24 protein-coding genes are annotated in these 22,551 nt (G+C 42.0%); 6 read left to right on the top strand and 18 right to left on the bottom strand.

Going from position 1 to position 22,551, the window contains the following annotated elements; all coding sequences use genetic code 11:
* Positions 1–103 precede the first annotated feature (103 nt).
* The 5 genes from PHN32_01415 to eno all read right to left on the bottom strand — a co-directional run bounded on the left by PHN32_01415 (position 104) and on the right by eno (position 4,933).
* Complete coding sequence (locus PHN32_01415) at positions 104–1,072, bottom strand: L,D-transpeptidase family protein (protein MDD3776255.1); 969 nt, start codon at positions 1,070–1,072, stop codon at positions 104–106.
* A gap of 1 nt (position 1,073) precedes the next feature.
* Positions 1,074–1,640, bottom strand: a complete 567-nt coding sequence (locus PHN32_01410) for an HDIG domain-containing protein (protein MDD3776254.1) — start codon at positions 1,638–1,640, stop codon at positions 1,074–1,076.
* A 70-nt stretch (positions 1,641–1,710) separates the two neighbouring features.
* On the bottom strand, positions 1,711–2,487 hold the full coding sequence (locus PHN32_01405; protein ID MDD3776253.1) for a hypothetical protein: 777 nt from the start codon (positions 2,485–2,487) through the stop codon (positions 1,711–1,713).
* A gap of 2 nt (positions 2,488–2,489) precedes the next feature.
* Positions 2,490–3,530, bottom strand: a complete 1,041-nt coding sequence (locus PHN32_01400; protein ID MDD3776252.1) for a LacI family DNA-binding transcriptional regulator — start codon at positions 3,528–3,530, stop codon at positions 2,490–2,492.
* Positions 3,531–3,637: 107 nt separating this feature from the next.
* Positions 3,638–4,933, bottom strand: coding sequence for a phosphopyruvate hydratase (gene eno / locus PHN32_01395; GenBank protein MDD3776251.1), 1,296 nt, complete (start codon positions 4,931–4,933; stop codon positions 3,638–3,640).
* 175 nt (positions 4,934–5,108) lie between these two features.
* On the opposite strand from eno, the gene PHN32_01390 reads away from it, so the two are divergent.
* From PHN32_01390 to PHN32_01375, 4 genes are read left to right on the top strand one after another with little or no spacing between them, the layout of a single operon-like run.
* A complete protein-coding gene (locus PHN32_01390; GenBank protein ID MDD3776250.1) occupies positions 5,109–5,642 on the top strand; it encodes a PadR family transcriptional regulator in 534 nt (177 codons plus the stop codon).
* Entirely contained in the window at positions 5,632–7,122 is a 1,491-nt protein-coding gene (locus PHN32_01385) for an efflux RND transporter periplasmic adaptor subunit (protein MDD3776249.1), read from the top strand. The genes PHN32_01390 and PHN32_01385 overlap by 11 nt, the downstream gene beginning before the upstream one ends.
* Complete coding sequence (locus PHN32_01380) at positions 7,115–7,858, top strand: ABC transporter ATP-binding protein (protein MDD3776248.1); 744 nt, start codon at positions 7,115–7,117, stop codon at positions 7,856–7,858. The genes PHN32_01385 and PHN32_01380 overlap by 8 nt, the downstream gene beginning before the upstream one ends.
* A 3-nt stretch (positions 7,859–7,861) precedes the next feature.
* Complete coding sequence (locus PHN32_01375; protein MDD3776247.1) at positions 7,862–9,091, top strand: ABC transporter permease; 1,230 nt, start codon at positions 7,862–7,864, stop codon at positions 9,089–9,091.
* Between the two features lie 6 nt (positions 9,092–9,097).
* On the opposite strand, the gene PHN32_01370 is transcribed toward PHN32_01375, so the two are convergent.
* The 13 genes from PHN32_01370 to PHN32_01310 all read right to left on the bottom strand — a co-directional run bounded on the left by PHN32_01370 (position 9,098) and on the right by PHN32_01310 (position 20,711).
* A complete protein-coding gene (locus PHN32_01370) occupies positions 9,098–9,331 on the bottom strand; it encodes a YtxH domain-containing protein (GenBank protein ID MDD3776246.1) in 234 nt (77 codons plus the stop codon).
* Between the two features lie 8 nt (positions 9,332–9,339).
* Positions 9,340–10,272, bottom strand: a complete 933-nt coding sequence (locus PHN32_01365; GenBank protein MDD3776245.1) for a DUF4349 domain-containing protein — start codon at positions 10,270–10,272, stop codon at positions 9,340–9,342.
* Between the two features lie 17 nt (positions 10,273–10,289).
* A complete protein-coding gene (gltA, locus tag PHN32_01360) occupies positions 10,290–11,729 on the bottom strand; it encodes an NADPH-dependent glutamate synthase (protein MDD3776244.1) in 1,440 nt (479 codons plus the stop codon).
* A 31-nt stretch (positions 11,730–11,760) separates the two neighbouring features.
* Positions 11,761–12,609: a sulfide/dihydroorotate dehydrogenase-like FAD/NAD-binding protein gene (locus PHN32_01355; protein ID MDD3776243.1), complete on the bottom strand. Its 849-nt coding sequence runs from the start codon at positions 12,607–12,609 to the stop codon at positions 11,761–11,763.
* Between the two features lie 272 nt (positions 12,610–12,881).
* Positions 12,882–13,793 carry a TPM domain-containing protein gene (locus tag PHN32_01350; protein MDD3776242.1) on the bottom strand — a complete coding sequence of 304 codons (912 nt, stop codon included), beginning with the start codon at positions 13,791–13,793 and terminating at the stop codon, positions 12,882–12,884.
* Between the two features lie 12 nt (positions 13,794–13,805).
* Complete coding sequence (locus tag PHN32_01345; protein MDD3776241.1) at positions 13,806–14,396, bottom strand: LemA family protein; 591 nt, start codon at positions 14,394–14,396, stop codon at positions 13,806–13,808.
* Positions 14,397–14,416: 20 nt separating this feature from the next.
* Positions 14,417–14,983, bottom strand: a complete 567-nt coding sequence (gene grpE / locus PHN32_01340; protein ID MDD3776240.1) for a nucleotide exchange factor GrpE — start codon at positions 14,981–14,983, stop codon at positions 14,417–14,419.
* Between the two features lie 18 nt (positions 14,984–15,001).
* Positions 15,002–16,687, bottom strand: a complete 1,686-nt coding sequence (locus tag PHN32_01335; GenBank protein ID MDD3776239.1) for a hypothetical protein — start codon at positions 16,685–16,687, stop codon at positions 15,002–15,004.
* A gap of 121 nt (positions 16,688–16,808) precedes the next feature.
* Complete coding sequence (locus PHN32_01330; protein ID MDD3776238.1) at positions 16,809–17,240, bottom strand: NTF2-like N-terminal transpeptidase domain-containing protein; 432 nt, start codon at positions 17,238–17,240, stop codon at positions 16,809–16,811.
* Positions 17,233–18,276, bottom strand: a complete 1,044-nt coding sequence (locus tag PHN32_01325; GenBank protein ID MDD3776237.1) for a histone deacetylase — start codon at positions 18,274–18,276, stop codon at positions 17,233–17,235. Before PHN32_01325 ends, PHN32_01330 begins: the two co-directional genes overlap by 8 nt.
* A gap of 1 nt (position 18,277) precedes the next feature.
* Positions 18,278–19,339: a peptidoglycan-binding protein gene (locus PHN32_01320; protein ID MDD3776236.1), complete on the bottom strand. Its 1,062-nt coding sequence runs from the start codon at positions 19,337–19,339 to the stop codon at positions 18,278–18,280.
* 87 nt (positions 19,340–19,426) lie between these two features.
* Positions 19,427–20,365 carry a thioredoxin-disulfide reductase gene (gene trxB, locus PHN32_01315; GenBank protein ID MDD3776235.1) on the bottom strand — a complete coding sequence of 313 codons (939 nt, stop codon included), beginning with the start codon at positions 20,363–20,365 and terminating at the stop codon, positions 19,427–19,429.
* A 106-nt stretch (positions 20,366–20,471) separates the two neighbouring features.
* Positions 20,472–20,711, bottom strand: a complete 240-nt coding sequence (locus PHN32_01310; protein MDD3776234.1) for a hypothetical protein — start codon at positions 20,709–20,711, stop codon at positions 20,472–20,474.
* Positions 20,712–20,878: 167 nt separating this feature from the next.
* Between PHN32_01310 and dhaL the strand changes: the two genes are divergently transcribed.
* Together dhaL and dhaK are read left to right on the top strand one after the other, a co-directional pair.
* On the top strand, positions 20,879–21,532 hold the full coding sequence (gene dhaL / locus PHN32_01305; GenBank protein MDD3776233.1) for a dihydroxyacetone kinase subunit DhaL: 654 nt from the start codon (positions 20,879–20,881) through the stop codon (positions 21,530–21,532).
* 3 nt (positions 21,533–21,535) lie between these two features.
* Complete coding sequence (gene dhaK, locus PHN32_01300) at positions 21,536–22,531, top strand: dihydroxyacetone kinase subunit DhaK (protein MDD3776232.1); 996 nt, start codon at positions 21,536–21,538, stop codon at positions 22,529–22,531.
* Positions 22,532–22,551: the final 20 nt, after the last annotated feature.

Below are 22,551 nucleotides of genomic sequence, written 5' to 3'. Positions count from 1 at the left end.
AATTCTGTAATTTACCGGCAGCCCTTATAAACTTTTTAAGTTAGAATTTAGCTAATATTATTAAACTAGCCATAGGCCTGTTTTGGCTACCTTTAGCCTATAATCAGTGTATATTTACCTTAACCCCCAGGGGCAGGGACTCATAAAGCCACCTGGCATCTTCCACCTTTAACCTTATGCACCCATGGCTGGCAGGCGTTCCCAGTTTTGCCGCCTCCTCTTCTATCAGGTTGCCGTCCTCATCAAAAGGCAGGCTGTGGAAAAGATAAGCGCCATAAAACCTTACAAAATAATAGGCGCCCACATCATATTTAGGAAGCCAGGAATAATATATTTTTTCATTGGTCCAGTATGTCCCGGTAGGAGTAGGGTCTTCCGGGGTTCCTCCAGAACAGATCATAGACCTTATAAGCTGGTTTTTATAATAAACATCTACTTGCTGGCGGTCCAAAGATATTTCAATAGTAAATAGCTCGCTATTGCTGTAATCAATATCCTCCACCTGCTGGGGAGCTTCAGCTGTCGTTTCCATAGGTACAAATTCTAGAGTTATGGTTTCAGTGGCTGTGCCCTGAGAATTGGCAGCAGTCACCTGCAAATCATAAGTCTGGCCCTGGATAAGGTTTACCTGGGAAATATTTTCCCCCCAGGCTCCCTGGCTATCATCCTTGCTCCATTGTATTTCCGGCACAGGATTGCCTTCGGCCTTGGCTTCTACCCGGTAGTAACAAAGCATCCCCCCAGAAGCATATTCTGGTCCCATTATAATTTCCAGCTCTAACTGAGGAGCGGCCCACAATTCTTCAACATTTTCATTATTTTCCTGTGGCAAGGATTGATTTTGACTTGGCTCCTGCGACTGGGATAAATCATCCTCTTTTTGTTCTTCGGGCTGGGGCAAAGTATTACTTGTATCAGCAGGAAGCCCCGGTTCTGATACTAACTCTTCGTTTGCAGCCTCTTCTTTATTTACTTCCTGGCTATCTGGAGTATCTTGGCATCCGGCCAAGGTTAAAAACAGCACAGCCATTGCCATTAGCAATATTAATATTAGATTTATTTTTCTTTTCATATTATAGCCCCAATGTTTTATCTATATCCTGCATTGCTGCCAGGCCTATTTCTATGAATTGCTCCAGCGTAAAACCCAGCTGGAAACATTCCCTAATTTGTGAACGGTTAGCCCCTTTAGCAAAAGATTTTTCACCAAACCGGTTTAATACAAACTGGCTGTCTATGGATTTCAATTTCTTTTCAGGACTTATCAAAGCGGAAGCCACAATAAGGCCCGACAGCGGATCGGACGCATAGAGCGCTATATCCATATCCGTATTTAAGGGCTTGCCATGCATCTGGTTATGGGCTTCTACCGCATATACTATATCCTGGCTGAAACCCTCATCTAAAAGTATTTGCGCCCCTTTAAGCGAGTGCTGCTGGGGACTATGGGCAGTAAGGTCATAGTCTATGTCATGTACCAGACCGGCAATCATCCACTCTGACTTATCATAATCTGCACCTTGAAGGTTTAAGCTATGGGCTACCTGGCCCATAATGGCCTCTACCGCCAGGCAATGCTTAATCAGGTTCTTATTGGAAACATATTGCAATAGCAGCCCGTAGGCAAAATCCCTGTTCATAAAATACCTTTCTGCTAATCATTGGTATTTAATAATAAGGTAAAACTCATTTTTTTTCTAATTCAATATTTCAATATTGGCATTGAGGACAATAATAAGTGCCCCTGCCGGACAGGTGGAAATATTCTAAAGCTCCTCCGCATTTAGGACAGCAGTCTCCTTTATGCCGATGGTGTAGAAGCCAGTTAGCCGGCATCTGACTGTAATCTGCATCTACCTTGATGGCCAGGCTAATTACTTGCTGCAGGCAACGGTAAAGATTATTAAGGTCCGGCAGGCTAAGCAAAGATAAGCCATGATAAGGCCTAATGCCTGCTTGAAAACATATCTCATCAGCATAAATATTCCCTACGCCTGCTATTATGGCCTGGTTAAGCAGGGCAGTTTTGATTTTGGCCTTCCTGGTGGAAAATAAATCCATAAACTCCTGTGAGGTGACTCGGGCAGCATCCGGCCCCAATCCCCTGTTACCAATAAATCTTAACCTGTCAGCGGTAAGCATTATTTTGCCCAGCTTTCTCTTGGAAATAATGCAGAGGGTATCTTTATCAAAATGAATGACCAGACTGCTGTAGGGACAAATTATCGGGTTCTGTACCAATTTTAAGCTTCCGGTCATGCCGAAATGCAGCACCAGGAGATTTCCCAGCTCGTTTTCTGCCATAAGATACTTTCCGTGCCTGAAAACCGAAGTAAATTTGTAACCATTAAAAGCAGCCTCCAGCTCTTCTGCCTTTATGTTCTTTAGCATATGGCTGTCTAAAACCTCAACACTTTTTACCCGCTTCTGTAAGCAAGAGTTTAGAAAATAGTTCTTATAGGATTCTACTTCTGGTAATTCTGGCATATTCAGTGAAGGGTGCTTACTGATTCTCTTTCAATTAACTGGGCTTTCAGGTAAATAACTTCCCTTTTGCCATTATCTTTCTCTATGGAATTAAACAATATATTGGCCCCTGCTTTTCCCATTCGCTTTTTAGGCAGGCTTATGGTAGACATGGCGGGGTTGGAAAACCTGGCCGCGCTTACATTGCCATATCCTATAATGGATATGTCATCAGGCACTACCAGCTCATTTTCCTGTACTGCTTTCATAGCTCCCAAAGCCATAATGTCGGTTTGGCATATAAGGGCAGTAAAAGCTGGTTTTTCCCTCTTTTTGATATATTTGTCCAGAATATCATGGGCATAACTATATTGATTTATGACTATCCGGTTAGCCAAAAAGATATAGGATGGAGCTTCAGCCAAACCATTTTCCTGCAAACCTTCCACATAACCGCTGTATTTGCTTTCCGGTATTATTATTTTCGGGGCACTCCAACCCAGGTAGGCAATAGACCTATGCCCCCTGTCCACCAAATAATTTACTGCTTCCTTGACCGCTTGTGTGCTGTTAACCACTACAGCCGAATACTTTGTATCCCCACAGTACCTGTTTACCAGAACAAAGTTCTTCAAGTCCCAGGCAGCAGACAGAACCCTTTCAAACCCGCAAGAACCCCCCACGAAAATATAACCATCCACAAACATTGAACCCAGTTTTTTAAGCTGGTTTATTTCCACTTCATCATCATAATAGGTGCTGACCACCACTGCCAGGTAACCTCTTTTTTTGGCCTCTTCGTCAATGCCCTGAACCACTTCGGAATAAAAGGGGTTGTTTATATCGGGTAATACTATGCCTATTATGCCTGTTTTCCTTTTGCTAAGGCCTCTGGCCATTATATTGGGGCTATAGTTGTATTTTTCAGCAATCTCGAATATCTTTTTTTTGGTTTCAGGCTTTACATGCCTTTGTCCTGATAATGCATTGGATACAGTAGCTGTGGATACACCGGCCATCTTTGCAATATCTTTAATAGTTAGATGCACATTTTTATAATCCATAAGAATAATGGTAGTTGCTCTTAGGTTAAATGATATATAAACATAGTTTTTGTTTCAAACAGAAAATTTTTAGTGCATTATGGCCAGGCAAGCCTGGCCATAACCTTTTATCTCTGAATATTATAGAAAGAACTTAAGCCTAGATACCTGGACTCATCACCCAGTTCTTCTTCAATCCTTAACAGCTGATTGTATTTGCATACCCTGTCTGTCCTGGAAGGAGCTCCAGTTTTTATCTGTCCTGCATTTATCCCCACCACTAAATCAGCTATGGTGGTGTCTTCTGTCTCTCCGGACCTATGGGATACCACTGCCGTATATCCGGCAGTTTTGGCCATTTCTATGGCCTCCAGGGTTTCAGTTAATGTACCTATCTGGTTTACCTTTATTAATATGGAATTAGTGACTTTAAGCTCTATGCCTTTCTTTAGCCTGGAAGTATTGGTTACAAACAAATCATCACCTACGATCTGTATTTTCTGGCCTATACGCTCAGTTAAGGCCTTCCAACCGTCCCAATCCTCTTCAGCCATCCCGTCTTCTATGGAAATTATGGGATATTTTTCCACTAAATTCTGGTAATAATCTACCATCTGGTCCGGGGTTAGCACTTTTCCCTCTCCGCTCAAGTTATATTTGCCATCTTGGTAAAATTCAGTAGCAGCAGGATCCAGGGCGATAAATACATCTTTTCCCGGAGCATATCCCGCTTTTTCAATAGCATCTATTATGTATTTTATAGCATCTTCATTGGTATCCAGGTTAGGAGCGAAACCGCCCTCATCACCTACGGATGTGCTTAAGCCTTTACTCTTTAATACTGCTTTTAAGGAATGAAACACCTCTGCTCCCATCCTTAATGCCTCCCTGAAGGAACTAGCCCCCAGGGGCATTATCATAAATTCCTGTAAATCTACACTGTTATCAGCGTGTTTTCCCCCATTTAAAATGTTCATCATAGGGGAAGGAAGAACATGGGCATTAACCCCTCCTATGTATTTGTAAAGGGGTATATCCAGGGCAATGGCTGCTGCCTTGGCTACGGCCATGGATACTCCCAGGGTAGCATTGGCACCTAACTTGCCTTTATTGGGGGTACCATCCATATCAATTAAAAGCTGATCTATCTCTCTCTGAAAAATGGCATCCATATTTTCCAGCTCAGGGGCAATAATATTATTAACATTATCCACTGCCTTTTGGACACCCAGGCCCATATAACGGGCTTTATCCCCGTCTCTTAACTCTACTGCTTCAAACTGTCCGGTGGAAGCTCCTGAAGGTACGGCAGCCCTACCCACTGCACCGCATTCCAGAACCGTTTCCACTTCCACTGTAGGGTTGCCCCTGGAGTCCAGAATTTCTCTGGCGTAAACATCAATAATAGTAGTCCAATCGCTCATTATGCTGCTCCTTATGTTAAAAAAATAAACTAATGGCTGAGTCTTGCTTACATTGTAAAGCATTATATCATATTACAAAACCTATTGAATATTTTGTACTTGTAATTTGTAAACCAGTTCTTATAATATATAAAATTATATTGAATTCGATATATATTATAATAAAAACTTCCCTATGAAGAATAAAACGAAATCAGGGGCAGATAGCCAGACTAATTACGGCTTAATGGATACCAAAGGCCGGAAGGGAGCCCTGCCGGATTTAAAAAAACACTGGATATTTGGCAAAAGAAGTTTTCATCTTTGGACCGGCAGCCGCCATATTAACCCACTAGTCAATATGGTTATGGCCAGGGGCGGGCTGCTACCCCTTTTGGCCATTCACTTTCTTTTTCAAAAGGACATGTATGGAAATGAAATAATAAATCATATCAAAAGCAAGACCAGTATGGCTTGGAGTCCCAAACCAGGCACCATATACCCTCTATTAAAGGAGCTGGAGGAAGAAAAATTGGTAATTGGATACTGGGATACCGGACAGAAGAGGGCCCGGAAAATATATAGTTTAACCGCCAGGGGCAAAAAAGAATACCGGCTGTTAAAACCATTATTTGAGCCACAATTAAAACAATCAATTGAAATTTTTAATAAACTCTACATAGACCTATTTTCTACTGAAGAAGGCAGGGAAAAAAAATATGAAAAATAAGAAGAAATATTTACACCTTTTTATGGCATTAACCACTCTACTGGTTCTAGCCTTGAGCTCCTGCAGCCAGGAAACAACCAACCAACTGGACACTTTTACCGTAACCAAAGGCAGCATCAGGCAAATGGTTACTTCTACCGGTTATATAGAATCCAGCCAGATTAAAAATTATTCCCTACAGTCGGCAGGAGAGGTGCTGCAAGCGGCGGAAAAAGGCCATGTTTTTTCAAAAGATGATGTGCTGTTTGAAGTAGACAACACCTTGACCCACCTGACTCTGGCCCAGGCTGAGGCCAATCTCTCCATTTCTGAAAGCTCGCTGTCCCAAGCAAAAATAAGTTTGCAGCAGGCATTGGATAATAACCATATTGCAGTACAGCTAGCCCAGGAAAACCAGGAACTAGCCCAGCAAAGCGCTGCTAATGCCCTGATTGCTTTGCAGGACAGCCGGAAATTAGCAGATAAATCCAACTCTTATGCCCGGTCTGCAGTGGATAGCGCCCAGCAGGCTGTAAACATTGCCCAGGTTACTGTAGAGGCAGCACAGCAGGCCGCATCTGATGCAGCCAATATTTTAAAAGAAGCAGAGGAGGATCCCCTTTTTGGTGATACCCAGATTGCTCAATATGAAGCTAACCTAAATGCAGCACAGTCCAATCTGGAAAGTGCCCTGGCCCAGAGCCAATCAGCACAGCTGCAGGCAGAAGCTGCCCAGGAAAGCTATGAACAGGCAAAAACCCAGTCCAGCTCCCAAACCCACAGCGCACAGGGAGCTTATGAGCAGGCACAAATCAATCAGAGCATTACATACTGGTCTACCCTGGGCGAGACCCAAAATACCCAGAAACAGATACTAATGGCCCAACAGTCCATACTGCAAGCTGAGCAGCAGTTGGAGCTGGCTAAAATAAATATAGAAATGGTGGAGTTGGATTTAGACCAGAACAAAGTCATAGCCCCTTTTGACGGAATAGTAGTTTCTGCCCCCTTCTCCGAAGGCGAACTGGCTTCCCCTGGTATGAGCGTCATATCCATCATTGACCACAACTTTATCATAAAATCCAGTATAGACGAGACCGATATATCCAAGTTGGAACTGGGCCAGCAAGTCACTTTTACCCTGGATGCTTTTTACGGCCAGCAATACACCGGCAAAATTACCAATATTTCTCCCCTGTCAGAAAATATGGGGGGGCTGGTTTCATTTGCCATTGAAGTTACTCCTGACCAAACCCAGGACCTTTTATTCGGGCTTTCTGCTAATCTTACCATTATAACCCAGCAAGCTGATGATGTTTTAATAGCTCCGGTAAGCGCAGTATATGATATCGATGGCAAACAGTATGTAGATCTTCAAAAAGATGAGCAGGTAGAGAGAGCAGAGATAGAAACAGGCATATTTGATTACGAATATATAGAAATCAAGGCAGGATTAAAGGAAGGAGATATAATAGTTACCTCCAGGATTGAAAATGACTAATATCATAAGCATTGAAGATATACATAAAACATACAGCATAGGCAAAATTAAGGTGAAAGCCCTAAGGGGGGTAGACTTGGCTATCAATGAAGGCGAATTTGTTACCGTAATGGGTCCTTCCGGCAGCGGAAAGTCAACACTTATGAATATATTGGGGTGCCTGGATATTCCTACATCTGGTAAATATTTTCTGGACCAGACGGATGTAAGCAAATTAAATGACAGTCAACTGGCAGAAATACGCAATAGCAAGATTGGCTTTGTATTCCAAACCTTTAACCTTCTATCCCGCTCCAATGTATACCGGAATGTAGAGCTGCCCCTGGTATATTCCAAGAATACTAAAGACCGGCACCAGAGAATAATGGAAGCCATAGAATCGGTGGGATTAACCCCCTGGGTTAAGCACAGGCCCAATGAACTATCGGGAGGCCAGAAGCAAAGGGTGGCTATTGCTAGGGCCCTTATCAATAATCCTGCTGTCATACTGGCTGATGAACCTACCGGTAACCTTGATTCAGTTACAGGGGAGGAGATAATATCCATATTCCAAAAATTAAACCATAAGGGCAAAACCATATTGCTGGTCACCCATGAGATGGATATAGCCAGGCATACACAAAAGATTATTTATTTAAGGGATGGCAGAATATATAAACATGAACAGGTAGAAAAACCTATCGATGCAGACCAAAGGCTAAAAGAAATGCCCAAGCTTGAAGATGAGGTAAAATAACTGATGCAGAGAATTTTTGAAAATATCAAGATTGCTTTTCAAGCCCTGGCCTTGAATAAATTAAGGTCTTTTTTAACCATGCTGGGAATAATTATTGGAGTAGGCGCAGTTGTAGCCATGCTCTCTATCGGTACCGGAGCCCAGCAGATGGTACTTCAGAACATTCAGGACATAGGTTCCAACCTTATAATAATTACCCCCGGCTCCCAGGACCGGGACGGAGGTTTTGAACAGATGCTGGGAACGGTAGCCCAAAACCAGTTAAAAGTTAAAGATGCAGAAGCTATAGAGCTTCATTCGGAATACGTGGAAGGGGCTATTCCCGTTATATTGAATTCATCAGTGGTAAGCTATATGGGTAAAAGCTTGAGCGCCAGTATTTATGCTTCTTCAGAAAAAGCTTTGGATATCTATAATTTTGAAATGGAGGAAGGCCGTTTTTATACCACCAGTGATGTGGCTAATTCCGGCAATACCGCAGTAATCGGCCAGACCATAATCAGGGAATTATTTGGGAAAAGAGACCCCATAGGGGAAGTAATTAAGGTTGACCAGAAAAATTTTACAGTAGTGGGGACTATTAAAGAGATGGGTTCCAATCAATTTGGGCAGGACCAGGATAATGTAATATCAGTTCCCATAACCACTGCCCAGAATAAACTTTACGGCCTTGATTATATAAACCTGATTTTAGCCCAGAGCAAAAGTGAAACCGTTATGGACCAAGCTACGGCAGAGATTAAAACCATTCTTAGAAGATCACATAACCTCATGCCTGATCAAGAAAATGACTTCACCGTTCAGAGCCAAACCCAGATTTTGGATATAGTAGGTACCATTACCAATATTTTCACCATTACTATTGCCGGGATAGCTGCCATTTCACTGTTGGTGGGAGGCATTGGCATCATGAACATAATGCTGGTTTCAGTAACCGAAAGAACCAGGGAGATTGGCATAAGAAAAGCAGTAGGGGCTAAAAACCGGGACGTGCTTATACAGTTTCTAATAGAAAGCGTAGTACTGAGTGTAAGCGGAGGAATAGTAGGTATAGCATTTGCAGTAATGGTATCAGCATTACTTAACCGGTTTACAGTACTAACTACTTCAATAACTGCCTACCCCATCATACTAGCCATAAGCTTTTCCATGGTAGTGGGACTGTTCTTCGGCATATACCCTGCCATGAGAGCAGCCGGGCTCAACCCTATAGACGCATTAAGATATGAATAGGCCTGGTTATTTTATATCCTCTGCCTTTTCCTTTAAATCACTCAGGTATTCACCCATCCTGCCCCTAAACATAGCCATTTGATCCACTATAGAGGTGCAGGTTGACCCGCAGTACTGTTCAATTTTTCCTGCCAATATCTTCCGGGTTTGTTCACCGGACTTGGGGGCGAAAAGTATTCCTACTACTACGCCTAATCCAAAAGTCAATAATAAATTGGCAACAATTCTCTGGCTTCTCATGGTTAAAATCACTCCTTCTTCCGCTGTCTTCTTCTTTTTACTGATCTAACTATAGCCCAAATAATTACCCCTATTATAGCTAAAAACACCACAATCGGGCTCATTATTATAATACCTGATATAAGGCCGTTAAACACCCTTACTGCACCCCTGGCCCCTCTTTTAAGGGCATCAAAGAAACCCCAGGAAGAAGACTCTCTGACGGTGGTAGGTTCAGTAAGATAAACCTCTATGGTAGAGAAAGAAACCAGGTTGTCTAAATAATTAAGTCTTCCCTGCAGAACCTCAATTTCTCCCTGAACATTACTGAGCTCCCTTTGTACCTGTATGCTGTCTTCCACTGACTTAGACTGCTCCATTAGGTCCAGGAGTACCTCTTCCTGAACTTTCAGGTTTCTTAACCTGCTTTCCAGATCTACATATTCTTCAGTTACATCCTGGCCGGACATACTTATATTATTAACAGTACCCATAGCCTTTATAATATCCAGAACCTGGTCAAACCTATCTGACGGAACCCTGATGGTTGCCCTTCCACTGGTAAGCATTCCTTCTGCATTGGAATAGCTTTCTGAATTGCTGACGAAACCACCATGCTGCTCTGCCAGCCGGGTTATTTCAAACAATGTATCCTGAAATTGCCCTGTTTCTATTCCCAGCTCTATATAGGAACTCTTTATGATTTTTCTTTCCATGGGTGGCGTATTAATGTAATCTGCTGCTCCCGCTTCAGCCATCTCTTCGGTAGCTGCTGATTCGGCAGAGGCATAATCCATTTCTTTTTCCACCGACTCATTATAGGCAGGGGCTTCAGCCGCAGGGGTATCGGCAGGAAACATTTCCTCTTGTATGGCAGAAGAAGCTCCACAGCCAGTACCAATAAGAGACAATAATACTATTACTGCCATCATTAAGGTTAATATCTTTATATTAATTCTCATAACAAACCTCCAATTTATTACCATTTACCACTGTTTATATACTGATCAATGGCATGGGCAGCCTTTTTTCCAGCTCCCATAGCCAGTATAACTGTTGCTGCTCCGGTAACTATATCTCCCCCGGCAAATACGCCTTTTAAATTTGTTTTTCCGGTTTCTGGATCTGCGTCTATATTCCCCCATTTGTTTAGCTTAAGCTCAGGGGTATCGGCAAGAAGCAGCGGATTGGGTCCCTGTCCTATAGCCATTACTACTACATCCACATCCAGGTCGTATTCAGACCCTTCCACTGGGATAGGCCTCTTCCTGCCGGATTGATCCGGCTCACCCAGCTCCATCTTTATAACCCTTAATTTTTCCACCCATCCATCTTTGCCAATTATTTTTACCGGGTTGGTTAGCAATACAAATTCTATTCCCTCCTCTTTGGCATGTTCCGCTTCTTCCCTTCTGGCTGGCATTTCCTGCTCGCTTCTCCTGTATACCAAGTATACATGTTCTGCCCCCAGCCGCTTGGCTGTCCTGGCTGAATCCATGGCTACATTGCCCCCGCCTATTACTGCTACCCGGGGTGCTTTTTTTATAGGGGTATCGCTTTTGGGAAAATTATAAGCTTTCATCAGGTTGGAACGGGTCAGATATTCATTGGCGGAATATACCCCATTAAGGTTTTCCCCTTCTATTCCCATAAAATAAGGGAGTCCTGCCCCTGTAGCTATAAATACTGACTCATACCCTTCATCAAATAAATCCTGGATTGACAGGATTTTGCCTATAACCATGTCCAGCTTTATTTCTACTCCCAGATCCTTAAGGCTGTCTATTTCTTTTTGAAGCACTTTCTTGGGCAGCCTGAATTCGGGGATTCCGTAAACTAAAACGCCCCCTGCCTTATGAAGGGCTTCAAATATGGTTACCTTATAGCCCATTTTAGCCAGTTCACTGGCACAGGCCAGACCTGCCGGACCGCTCCCTATAATAGCTATCTGGTGCTGTGAATTTTTCTGGGCTGTTTCTTTAGAAACCATCATGCCTGTATCTACCAGGTTTTTTTTCATGGCCATATCCCCCAGGTACCTTTCCAGCCTGCCTATGGCTACCGGTTCATCCTTTATGCCTAAAATACATTCTTTTTCACACTGGTCTTCCTGGGGACAAACCCGGCCGCATATAGCAGGGAGCGAGTTCTTCTCCCTGATTTTTGCAATGGCCTGGTCAAATTTTTTCTGTCCTAAAAGATCAATAAAACTCTTTATATCAATTTCTACCGGGCAGCCGTCAATGCATCTAGGTTTTTTGCACTGCAGACACCTTTCAGCTTCCTTTAAAGCATCTTCCATGGTATAGCCTAAGGCCACCTCATTAAAATTCTTAACCCTTTTGCCTGCATCCTGCTGAGGCATCTTGGTTCTGGGTATCTTTTTTTTCTTAACCTTCTTATTTACCTTATCTGCCATGACTTTGGATATATCCTTTCTTCAAGAAACATTAACTATTTTGCTTGCATCTACATTCATGCTGGTAACCCTGGTAAGCTTCCTGCTCCTGGTCACAGTACATCTTCTGCCTTGCAAACAATAAATCAAAATCTACCTGATGCCCGTCAAATTCAGGACCATCCACACAAACAAACTTGGTTTTTTTTCCTACTTCCACCCTGCAAGCTCCGCACATCCCGGTGCCATCAACCATGATAGAGTTAAGAGAAACTATGGTTTTAATGCCATAAGGCTTGGTTACTTTGCTTACTGCCGCCATCATGGGTGCGGGGCCGATAGCCACCACCCTGTCTACCTTAAGCTGATCCCCTTCTAGGAATTTATCTAAAAAATCAGAAACAAATCCTCCAAAACCCTTACTTCCATCATCAGTACAAATATAGAGCTGGTCACTTATCTGGTCCATTTCTTTTTCCAGTATGAGACCGTCACTGTTTCTGGCTCCAATAATAGATACAATATAATTGCCTGCCTGTTTTAAAGCCCTGGCAATAGGCATTATGGGAGCTATTCCTACTCCTCCGCCAACACATACTACATTTCCAAATTTCTCTATTTCACTAGGTTTGCCCAAAGGACCCACTACATCTGCCAGACTTTCTCCCTGCTCCATTCTGGAAAACATATCAGTGCTTTTACCAGCTATCATGGATACAAGGGATATGATGCCCTTTTCTTGGTCAAAATCGGCAATAGTAAGCGGTATTCTCTCTCCCTGCTCATCTATCCTTACCATTACAAATTGCCCCGCTGCCGCTTTCCTGGCTATAAGCGGAGCTTCTACTTCAAACCGGTCAATGTCGGCAGTCAGTTTTTGTTTACCCAATATCTTGTACAAAGCTTACTCACCATGCCCTTCCTGGTTTCTATGTCAATAGAAGGTTTTAAAACCATGTTTTCAAAATTAAAATAATTATTTCAAAAAAATATCACCTCCAATAGCTTATAGTTAATTTTAATTATCCAGCTATTGTGAGCTGCTAACCAGTATTTAATAATTGATTTTATTTTATTGGCCCCAATAAATAAAGACCTTAAATGTAAAACCCTGTAAATTTTAAAAGCTGGTACCAGGCAGGCCACATTTTAGGCCGGTAAATAAATACCCTGCTACCATCTTCCGCTAGCTCCGCCTCCTCCGGAAGAGCCTCCTCCAAACCCCCCAAAACCGCCTCCGGAAGAGCCGCTGCCTCCGCCTCCCAACCAGGTACCGCTGCTATGGGTTTTTGTAGGAATTTTTACTATTTTCTGGTCAGCAAAATCACAAACGGTACACCATCTCTCCACTTTTTTTTGCCCGGATTGAGTGAAAGTAGCCCTTTTTAATACCGTTTCTTTAATTTTTAGCTTGAAAAAACGCCGGCATTGGGGGCATCTTCTTCTAACCAGGTTAACCAGAAATATAATGAGAGAAATTAAAATGAAGGGCGGCAGGCAGCAATAAATAAACACATAAGGGAAAGAAGAACTTCCGGTACTGGTTTCCACTGCGGGAAGGGCCAGGTCAGACTCGATATTGGCTTCATCATAGATATGGGCCGCTACTGCTTCCACCCCGGCATAAATGCCTTGGCTGTAATTTCCTTCCTTGAACTGGGGTATTACGCTATTTTCCAGTATTCTTTTTGATTCCACATCAGTTATAGCGCCCTCCAGCCCATATCCTATCTCTAACCTGAGAGTCCTATCCTCTATGGCCACCAGCAGCAATACCCCGTTATCCTGGTCCTCCTTGCCTATTCCCCATTGAGAAAAAAGCTCTATGGCATAGTCCTCGATAACTTTTCCCTGCAAGCTTTCAATGGTTACTACCGCAATCTCTGCGGTAGTTTCTGCTTCTATCTGGGATATAAGGCTCTCCAACCGGGACACGGTATCGGCATCTATAACTTTCGCAAAATCATTTACATACCCGGTATAATCAGGCAATTCTATATCCTGAGCATGCAGCAGTCCCGGTGCGAAAACTATTAACAGTAGAAGAAATAGGATTAAGTAACGAAATCTTTTTACTATAATCATTAACCTGGTCTGCTAATCCAATTCAATATTTACTTCAGGGGCCTGTTCTGCCCCTTCTTCTGCTTCAAAGAAGCTCTTGGGAGTAAAATTAAACCAACCGGCAATCATATTACGGGGAAACATTTTTATATAGGTATTGTAATCCCTAACTGTTTCATTAAACCTCCGCCTTTCCTGTGCAATCCGGTTCTCGCTTCCTTCCAGCTCTACAATGAGTTCCCTTACGGTTTCACTGGATTTTAGCTCCGGTGTATCTTCCACTACCACCCTTAAATCCCGCAAAAAACTATTGATAGGTTCATTAGCATTTTCCAGCTGCTGGGGAGACTGGGCTTCAGTAATGCCCTTTCTGGCATCAGCAATCTCTTTAAAAATATCTTTTTCCAACTGCATGTAAGCTTCCACGCTGGCTACTACATTAGGTATTAAATCCAGCCTTCTCTGGTAAACATTCTGTACCTGGGCCCATGAATTCTCCACCTCAATTTCTTGGGCAGCCATATTGTTCCTGGCATCTACCACATAACCGAAAAGAATTAGGCCAACTATGATAATGACCCCGATGAAACCAAACAGACAACCGAATAATAATTTTTTACTCAACCCCTACCATCCTCTATTTATTATTTACAAACTTTGACCACTGCTGGTCTAATAAGGTAATCCTTAAGTTTATAGCCCTTTCTCAGCACTTCTAAAATTACACCTTCTTCTATCCCTTCCACTGATTCTGTTACTGCAGCTTCACAAATCTGCGGATCAAATTCTTCTCCTTTAGGGCTTATCACCATAAGACCTTCTTTGCCCAATACTTCCATAAGGTTATTATATATCATCAGTACACCCTCATAAAACTGGTCACTTTGATGTCCTGTTTGCCTACCTGCGTCCAGGGCCCTTTCAAAATTATCTATTACCGGCAAGAGCTTCTCTATTAGGTCTTTATTAGCCCTTTTGATATGCTCCATATGCTCCTTTAGCGTTCTTTTACGGTAATTTTCGTAATCCGCCTGGAGTCTTTTTATACGATCCATATATTCATCTTCCAGTTTTTTATACTCATCCAGCTCTTTTTGCAGAAGCTCAATTTCTTCTACCAGCTCCTCCGTTTCCATGGATGATTCTGGATTAATTTTACCTGCCAGTTCTTCCTTTGACATCTTTTCTTTTTTCTTCTTCTCGCCTGACATAATTTAAATACCTCCTATCTAATTTCTTCCACTGCTGATTACTGTAATATCCCTGGTGGAAACTTCTTCATCAGTATAGAAATAACCAGCACAGTCAACAGGGGCAAAGTGGAAATGAAGGGTAATGCGGTCCCCGTTTCCAGCAGATATATTCTGTACCTTTACCGCCAGCTTAACAGACTGTCCGGGTTTCAGGTCCTCGATAACCGATCCAATCTTTTCCGGCCCTACCAAAACCTGGCTGGTTTCAGCCTCTTTACCTTCAACTATATTACCGGTTTCTACCTCTTCGGTAAAGGTAGTGGTTACCATAACCCTTTTCCCTTCTCCGTCCCTGGTTTGTTTAGTAATTATATCCCTTACCTCTATTTGTTTTTCTTCTTCATCTTCATAAGTATAAACTTCTCCAATTTGGGTAATTTCATCTAAAGCCCAATAATCTGCAATATAGGTCTGTTCTATGACCTCATTGCTGTAATAATACTGTCCGCTGTCCGGATCCCATATATGGGCTTCCCACAGGGGCCACATATTCTTATCCAAGTCTGGCTCAGGATCAAGTTTTAACCACACCATAATTGGCTGTAAATCTATAGTTACATTACCTTTATTGGTAATTTTAAAATACTGATAATACCATTCACGCCTGCCTATCACATTATCACCAAAGGGAGCAATTTTTTCAATATCTATGCTATATACAGGTGCAGGCATAGCCAATACATTGCTAGATATGGCATTACCCGCCCTGTCCAAGGTCCATAGGGTATAAAAATAAGAATGCCCTTCCTCTGCATCCTCATCAGTATAGCTTGATATTTCCAAATCGTTAAAGGTAGCAACCACATCATGGTCAGGATATTCAGGATTAAGACAGGGATCAGTTACCCGGACCAGCTTATAAGCATAGAAATTCTGGTCATAAGAACAACTCCAGGACAGGTGGTTGCCGAACCCATCGTTATATCCTGAAAGGCTGGAGGGATAAGGGCTCTCACTATCTTCGGTTACCAAAACCGACACAGACACTGGCTGGCTGATTATGCCATCCTGGGTCATTCCCCATAAAGAGACATCATTTTCCCCCTTGCGCAAAGCTACTTCAGAAAAAGAAAATATTCCCTCTGAATCAGACTCCCCCTCAGAAACTATTTTATCATTTACTTGTAAGAATATTTTACTGGCAGCCAGGTAGTTACCGGCAATATAGACCAAGGGATATCCATCTTTCAGGTAATACACATCCTGTATTTGTTTTAAGTTTTGGCTATCCTGATAAATTGAATACTGTATTTTATCAGTAACTTTAACCGTTATATTAAATTTGGTGGGTTGGCTTTTTTGGGCTCCGGATACTGCTGTCACTTCTATCCTGTTTCTGCCTTCCACTACTTCCAGGCCCTCCATGGTTTCAAAAAAGCCATCGCTATCGGTCCTGATAGAATCAGCCTGCAGCAAACCGTTAACATATACCTGAATTTTGTGGCCGGGGGTAGCGTAACCTTTGACAAAAATTAGCTGCCTTTCTGAGCCGGAATAGATGATTTCTTCTGAACCGTGGGAAGTTACTATGGGAGGATTTATTACTTTTTCCAGCAATGCTGTCAGCTCTGAACTTAAAACATTTTCCTTGTCCTGATTATTAAAACCGCTAGAAGCATCGATGGTTTGAACAGGCTGATAAGCACATCCATTTCCCCCCACCGCAGCTGCCAACACCAGCGATAACCCTATAATTACCCATTTATTTTTAATTAAAGGCCCCATAATGGTTAAGTATTTTTTAAATTAAAATATAATATTTTTTTTTAAATATCATTATATATTATATGAAGGTTTTTTCAAAAACTATTTTCCACCTGCCATTTTCTTCCTGCAGGTAAATATATTTTTTATATTCTTTTAAATCACCATTCATATAGATTACAGAAAACTCGGCTACCACCTTACTCATATTTGCCTCATAGCCCAAATATACGGTCTCGGATACTTCAATCTGCTGGACATCTGACAGTATACCCTTAAATTCTTCAATATAGCGATCCCTGCTTATATTATTTTTATCCTTATTAAGCAGCAGTTGGTCATAAAGATATCCGGGATCATGATTTTCCATGGCCTGCAGAAAATCCAGAACTGCTTTTTCAGGCCCAGTTTTAAAAAAATATCCTATGTCCACACTATGGTCATAGCTTCTACAGCCAGTACCCAGCAATATAAAAAAAAGCAATATAGCCAAGCCTATCTTTTTAACCATGGATGACCCCAAATTTTTTACTTAAATAACTGATTAAACTTCTACAACCATCATCAATACCTTCATACTCCTGGCTTAAATTATCTATATTATAGCTGGTATCAAGGCATCCTTTGACCGTTTCCTTAACACAATCGCCCAATACATCAGTATTATAGCCCCCCTCCAGGAATATACCCAGCCTGCCCCGGCTGCAAATTCTACTTAAGCTGCTAACCACTTTCATAATTTTATTATAAGAGCTTTCGGTAAGTTTAAGCGAAGACAGGTGGTCTTCTGCATGCGAATCATAGCCGGCACTAACCAACACCAGCTGAGGGCAGAATTTTAACATCAGCGGCACCACTACCTGGTCCAGGGCATAGAGGTAGCAATCTTGGCCGGTACCGGGGGCAAAAGGGAAATTAAGGCTATAGCCTTTGCCTTCTTTTATGCCTGCTTCTTGAGCGGTGCCTGTCCCCGGATAGTGGGGGTACTGGTGAAATGATACAAAAAAAACATGTTGGTCCCCGTAAAAAAGATGCTGCGTTCCGTTACCGTGGTGGGCATCAAAATCTATAATAGCTATTCTCTCAACCTTGTATTCTCTTAAAGCATAAGCAGCAGCTATGGCTATTTGGTTAAAAATACAAAATCCTGTCCCCCTGTTTTCAAAAGCATGGTGCCCGGGAGGGCGTACTAAAGCAAAAAACATTGAAGACTTGGCGCCAGTAGAAAAAAGCTGGTCAATCCCCTGCACAGCGGCTCCTGCCGCCAGAACTGCACAATCATAGGTAAAATGAGATACTACTGTATCGGTGTCCAGGTTTATAAGTTTATGAAGGGTAGAATAATGCTTAATCTGCCTGATATAATCAGGGTGATGGATAAGGGAAATTATATCCAGACTGGCCCTGGCAGGAGTTAACCAATACAGATGGGGACCGTTACTCCAATTCTTTAGGCTGGTTTTTATGCAGGATAATCTTTCCCCTTTTTCCGGGTGCAGGGAGCCTGTATGGTGTTTTAAAAAGAAATCATCATAAATAATATACATACTAATTCTTTATAAAACTTATGATTCCCTGAACTAAATGCTGGCTTAGCTGTAATTGATAATCGGATTTTTTAAGTTTATCCCTTTGACCGGGGTTAGAAATAAAGCCAGGTTCTACCAATACTGAGGTCATTTCTGTTTCTTTTAATATGCTGTAGCTGGATCCGTGTACCCTGCAGTCAGGTATCCTTAAATTCTTTACAATCATATCCTGGATAAGGTTTGCCATTTGGTTCCCATTAACAGAATATGATCTTAATCCTTTAAAATAATAACAGCTGCATCCATTGGCCATATTATCACGGGAATAGCTTAAATTTATACTTACCATAATATCAGGTTCAGCTTTATTGGCATAATTAATGCGGTCAGCTAAAAAAAGACTCTGATTATTATCATTTACAGTGACTATGGATTTTATGCCCACTTCTTCCAGCAGTTGCCGGCAATAATTTACTATACTCCTGCAAATATATATCTTTTCCTTGAAATAGCGGTCTATTTCTTCATCATAGATATCATGCCCATAATCGAAAGCTACATTAACTGTGCCCTGCCTTTTTTTTAACTCCAGTTTACTGTTAAAAGGAAAGTTTGATGTCTTCTTGGGTTCAATTATCCTTTTTAGCCTGACCAGATGCTTGATAGTCCCATCACCTACTATGCCATCTGCTGACAGGTTAATATTCTTCTGGAAATCTATTACTGCATCCTGGGTATGGGTACAAAAAATACCATTTTCCTTAAACCTGTAAAAACCCAGGCTTTTTAACCAGTATTGCAAAGTTCGGACATCATCCCCCCTGAAAGGAGGGTGTTTTAGATATAGCAGCCTATCCCCTATTTTGTATCCCGCATCTACCAGCTCCTGCCAGGTTTGACTGTCCACTTCCCCAGTGGAGTCCAAACCTCTTTCCTGTTGAAAGCTTCTTACTGCATTTTCAGTCTCCAACCCGAATACACCGTCAATCTGGGTATGGCCCAGACTATAGCCCAGCTGACGTAACCTCATTTGAAGGTCAACTATCTTTTCTCCACTATGATTTTTTTTCAGTACTTCCACTATGAATTAACCACTCCAATTTAAACCTGTATTTTCAGATTTGGGCAAACCCTCCAATTAACCATAATTTAGCATCAAGTATTGTTTCTACAGCAGTCCCCGCATATGTTTGTCCATAATCATAGCCGCCACCGCTCCATCAGATACAGCGGTTATAACCTGCCTTAAAGGGGTATTTCTTACATCCCCTGCAGCATAAATGCCCTGATGTGAAGTCCTCATATGCTGATCCGTTATAATAAAACCGTCCTGGTCCAACTTTACCAAATCTTTGACCAATCCTGAATTAGGCACATATCCTACATACTCAAAAACTCCATCAACTTGCAGTTTGGAAACTTTTTTTTCTTTTACATTCTTGATAAAAATATGATCCAGCTTGGATTTCCCCTCAAATTTTTCAACAACTGTATCCCATAACACTTTAATCTTCTTGTTTTCAAAAGCCCGGTCCTGGAGTATCTTTACTGCTCTTAACTGATCCCGGCGGTGGATTATATATACAGTTTTGGCAAATTTTGCCAAAAAAAGGGCTTCCTCTACTGCAGTGTCACCGCCGCCTACTACCGCTACATCCTTGTCACGGTATAGGGCCCCGTCACAGGTAGCACAAAAAGAAATACCGCTGCCAATAAGTTCTTTTTCCCCTTCCAGGTTAAGCATTTTGGGACTGGCCCCGGTAGTAATAATAATTGAAGACACTACATAAGTATCGTTGCTGTCAAATATCTGGCACCTGAACTTTTTTTTACTTTTAATAAACTTGATGGAAGCAATAGAGGTATATTCTTTAATCTCTATTTCCATCTCTTTGCAGTGTTCTGTAAAATTTTGTATCAGGTCGAAACCGGATAATTTTTTTAATCCCAGATAGTTTTCTATAAATTCTGTATTTACTATCTGTCCCCCCGCCATATGTTTTTCAGTTATCTCAAAGTCTATATCTGCCCGCCTAGCATACAATGCAGCCCCCAAGCCCGCCGGGCCGGCTCCAATAATCAACAAGTCTTTTTTAATTTCAGCCATAACAATCTAACTCCATATCTATATTTTTTACTTATTATAAATACAAAGGAAATTAAAACAAATGAATAAATATTATGATAATCAATTGTTGTATGCTGCAGATATGCTATTTGTATCTTCGGGCAGCATCCTTGATTCTTGCTTCCAGTTCTTCCTCAGATTTGATACCGGCAATATCTATATCCAGGTCCATCAGCAGTCTTATGGCGCTCCTTACTATTTCGGTATTAGCTATTTTGTGGCCGCCGCTTCTCTTACACTCTATTCCCATATTTTCAAGAAAAGCAACCATAGTGGAAGGCATAGTTATAGGTACTCTAAAATAATCTTGCTTCTTTTCTACCATCTTTACCTCTTGCTGTGATTTTATTGTATTTTTATGTATATGAGTATATCTATTAACATTCAAATTGTCAAACCGCTATAAGGGCTTGCTTGGCCAAATTGAATTTTTTTCCAGCACCATATCTGTTATAATATTTAAAATAATTATCATGATAAATAAGGAGCAGTATGGCCACTCAGAAAGAGACTCTCATCGGAGTTATCGAAGCCATTAGCCATAAGCTGATAGAGGCAGAAAAGATGCTCACCGAACTTGATTCCAATGTAGGTGATGCAGATTGCGGGATTGGAGTAAAACGAGGGTTTAAGGCAGTATTGGAGACACTGCCACAGTTAAATGATATGGAGCTGGGAGATATTCTTAAGAAAGTTGGCTTTACCCTGGCCTATACCATAGGAGGCACCTCGGGAGCCATGCTGGGTACCGGTTTTTTAGAAGCAGGTAAAAGCATTGGTGAAAAAAAGGAGATAAATGGACAGGCTTTAGCAGATGCCTTGGAAATGTCCAATACTGTTATTAAAAGGAGAGGTGGAAATACCCAGGTTGGGGATAAAACACTAATAGACGCTTTAGAGCCTGCAGTAGAAGCAATTAAGGCTTCCGCAGCCAGCGTTAACTCAACTATGGTAACCCTTATTGAACAAGCTTATCAAGCAGCTAAAAGCGGTTCTGATAACACCATAGATATGACAGCAAAAAAAGGCAGGGCTTCCTACTTGGGTGATCGCAGCAAGGGCCATAGGGACCCTGGATCGGTAATAATATACCTGATATTTGAAGCAGCTTTAGAATATTTGAAATCAACTGGACAGGGGTTGTAAATCATGAAAAAAATTATAAATAACCCGGAAGATGTCGTAGCGGAAATGCTTAAGGGCCTGGCTGACAGCAAACCAGATGCCATAGGGCTCATTCCTGAAAAAAGAATTGTATTTAGGAAAGACCCCTACCTAAACAAAGTAGGTATAATATCCGGTTCGGGCAGCGGCCATGAGCCCGATCAGGCTTTCTATGTGGGACGAGGCATGCTGGATGCTGCCTGTGCCGGTCCAGTATTTGCCGCCCCCACCCTGGATGCTATTGTAGATGCAGCCAGGCTGGTAGACAGGGGCAGAGGGGTTTTGTTCTTGGTAAAAAACTATACCGGAGACCGGGCAAATTTTGAAATGGCCAGCGAGATGCTGGAGTTTGAAGGAGGGCCTTGTACCGAAACAGTCATCATTAATGACGATGTAGCGGTAAAAGACAGTACTTTCACTGCAGGAAGACGAGGAGTGGCAGGAGCTATTTTGATATATAAAATGGTGGGGGCTAAATCAGAGGAAGGAGCCAGCCTGGACCAGTTAAAAAACCTGGCCATGGAAATAAACAGCAATGTCAGAACCATGGGTTTTGCCTTAAAGCCCTGCACCACGCCCGAAAAGGGATCCCCCACTTTCCAGCTGGGTGAAAATGAGATTGAGCTTGGAGTTGGGCTACATGGCGAACCAGGAAGGGAAAGAATATCCTACCAAAAGGCCAATTTGATTATAAAGAAACTAACTGATGCTGTATTGCAGGACCTTCCCTTTGTTGCTGGAGACGAAGTAGCCCTGATGGTCAACGGACTGGGCGGGACCCCTATTGGAGAATTGTATATAGCAGCCGGGATATGCCATAAACTATTAAGGGAAAGTGCCATTAAAGTACATAAGACCTATGTTAATAATTACTGCACTTCCTTGGACATGGAAGGCTGTTCAGTTACTCTGCTTAAATTAAACCAGGAATATAAAAGACTGCTGGATATGCCGGTAGAAATACCCATAGATTATTTCTAAGACCGGCATTTAATTTTAAT

It is taken from the genome of Actinomycetota bacterium (assembly GCA_028698215.1).
Lineage (GTDB): Bacteria > Actinomycetota > Humimicrobiia > Humimicrobiales > Humimicrobiaceae > Halolacustris.
The sequence above is the reverse complement of the archived record's forward strand: the minus strand, read 5'-3'. Positions and strand labels throughout refer to the sequence as shown.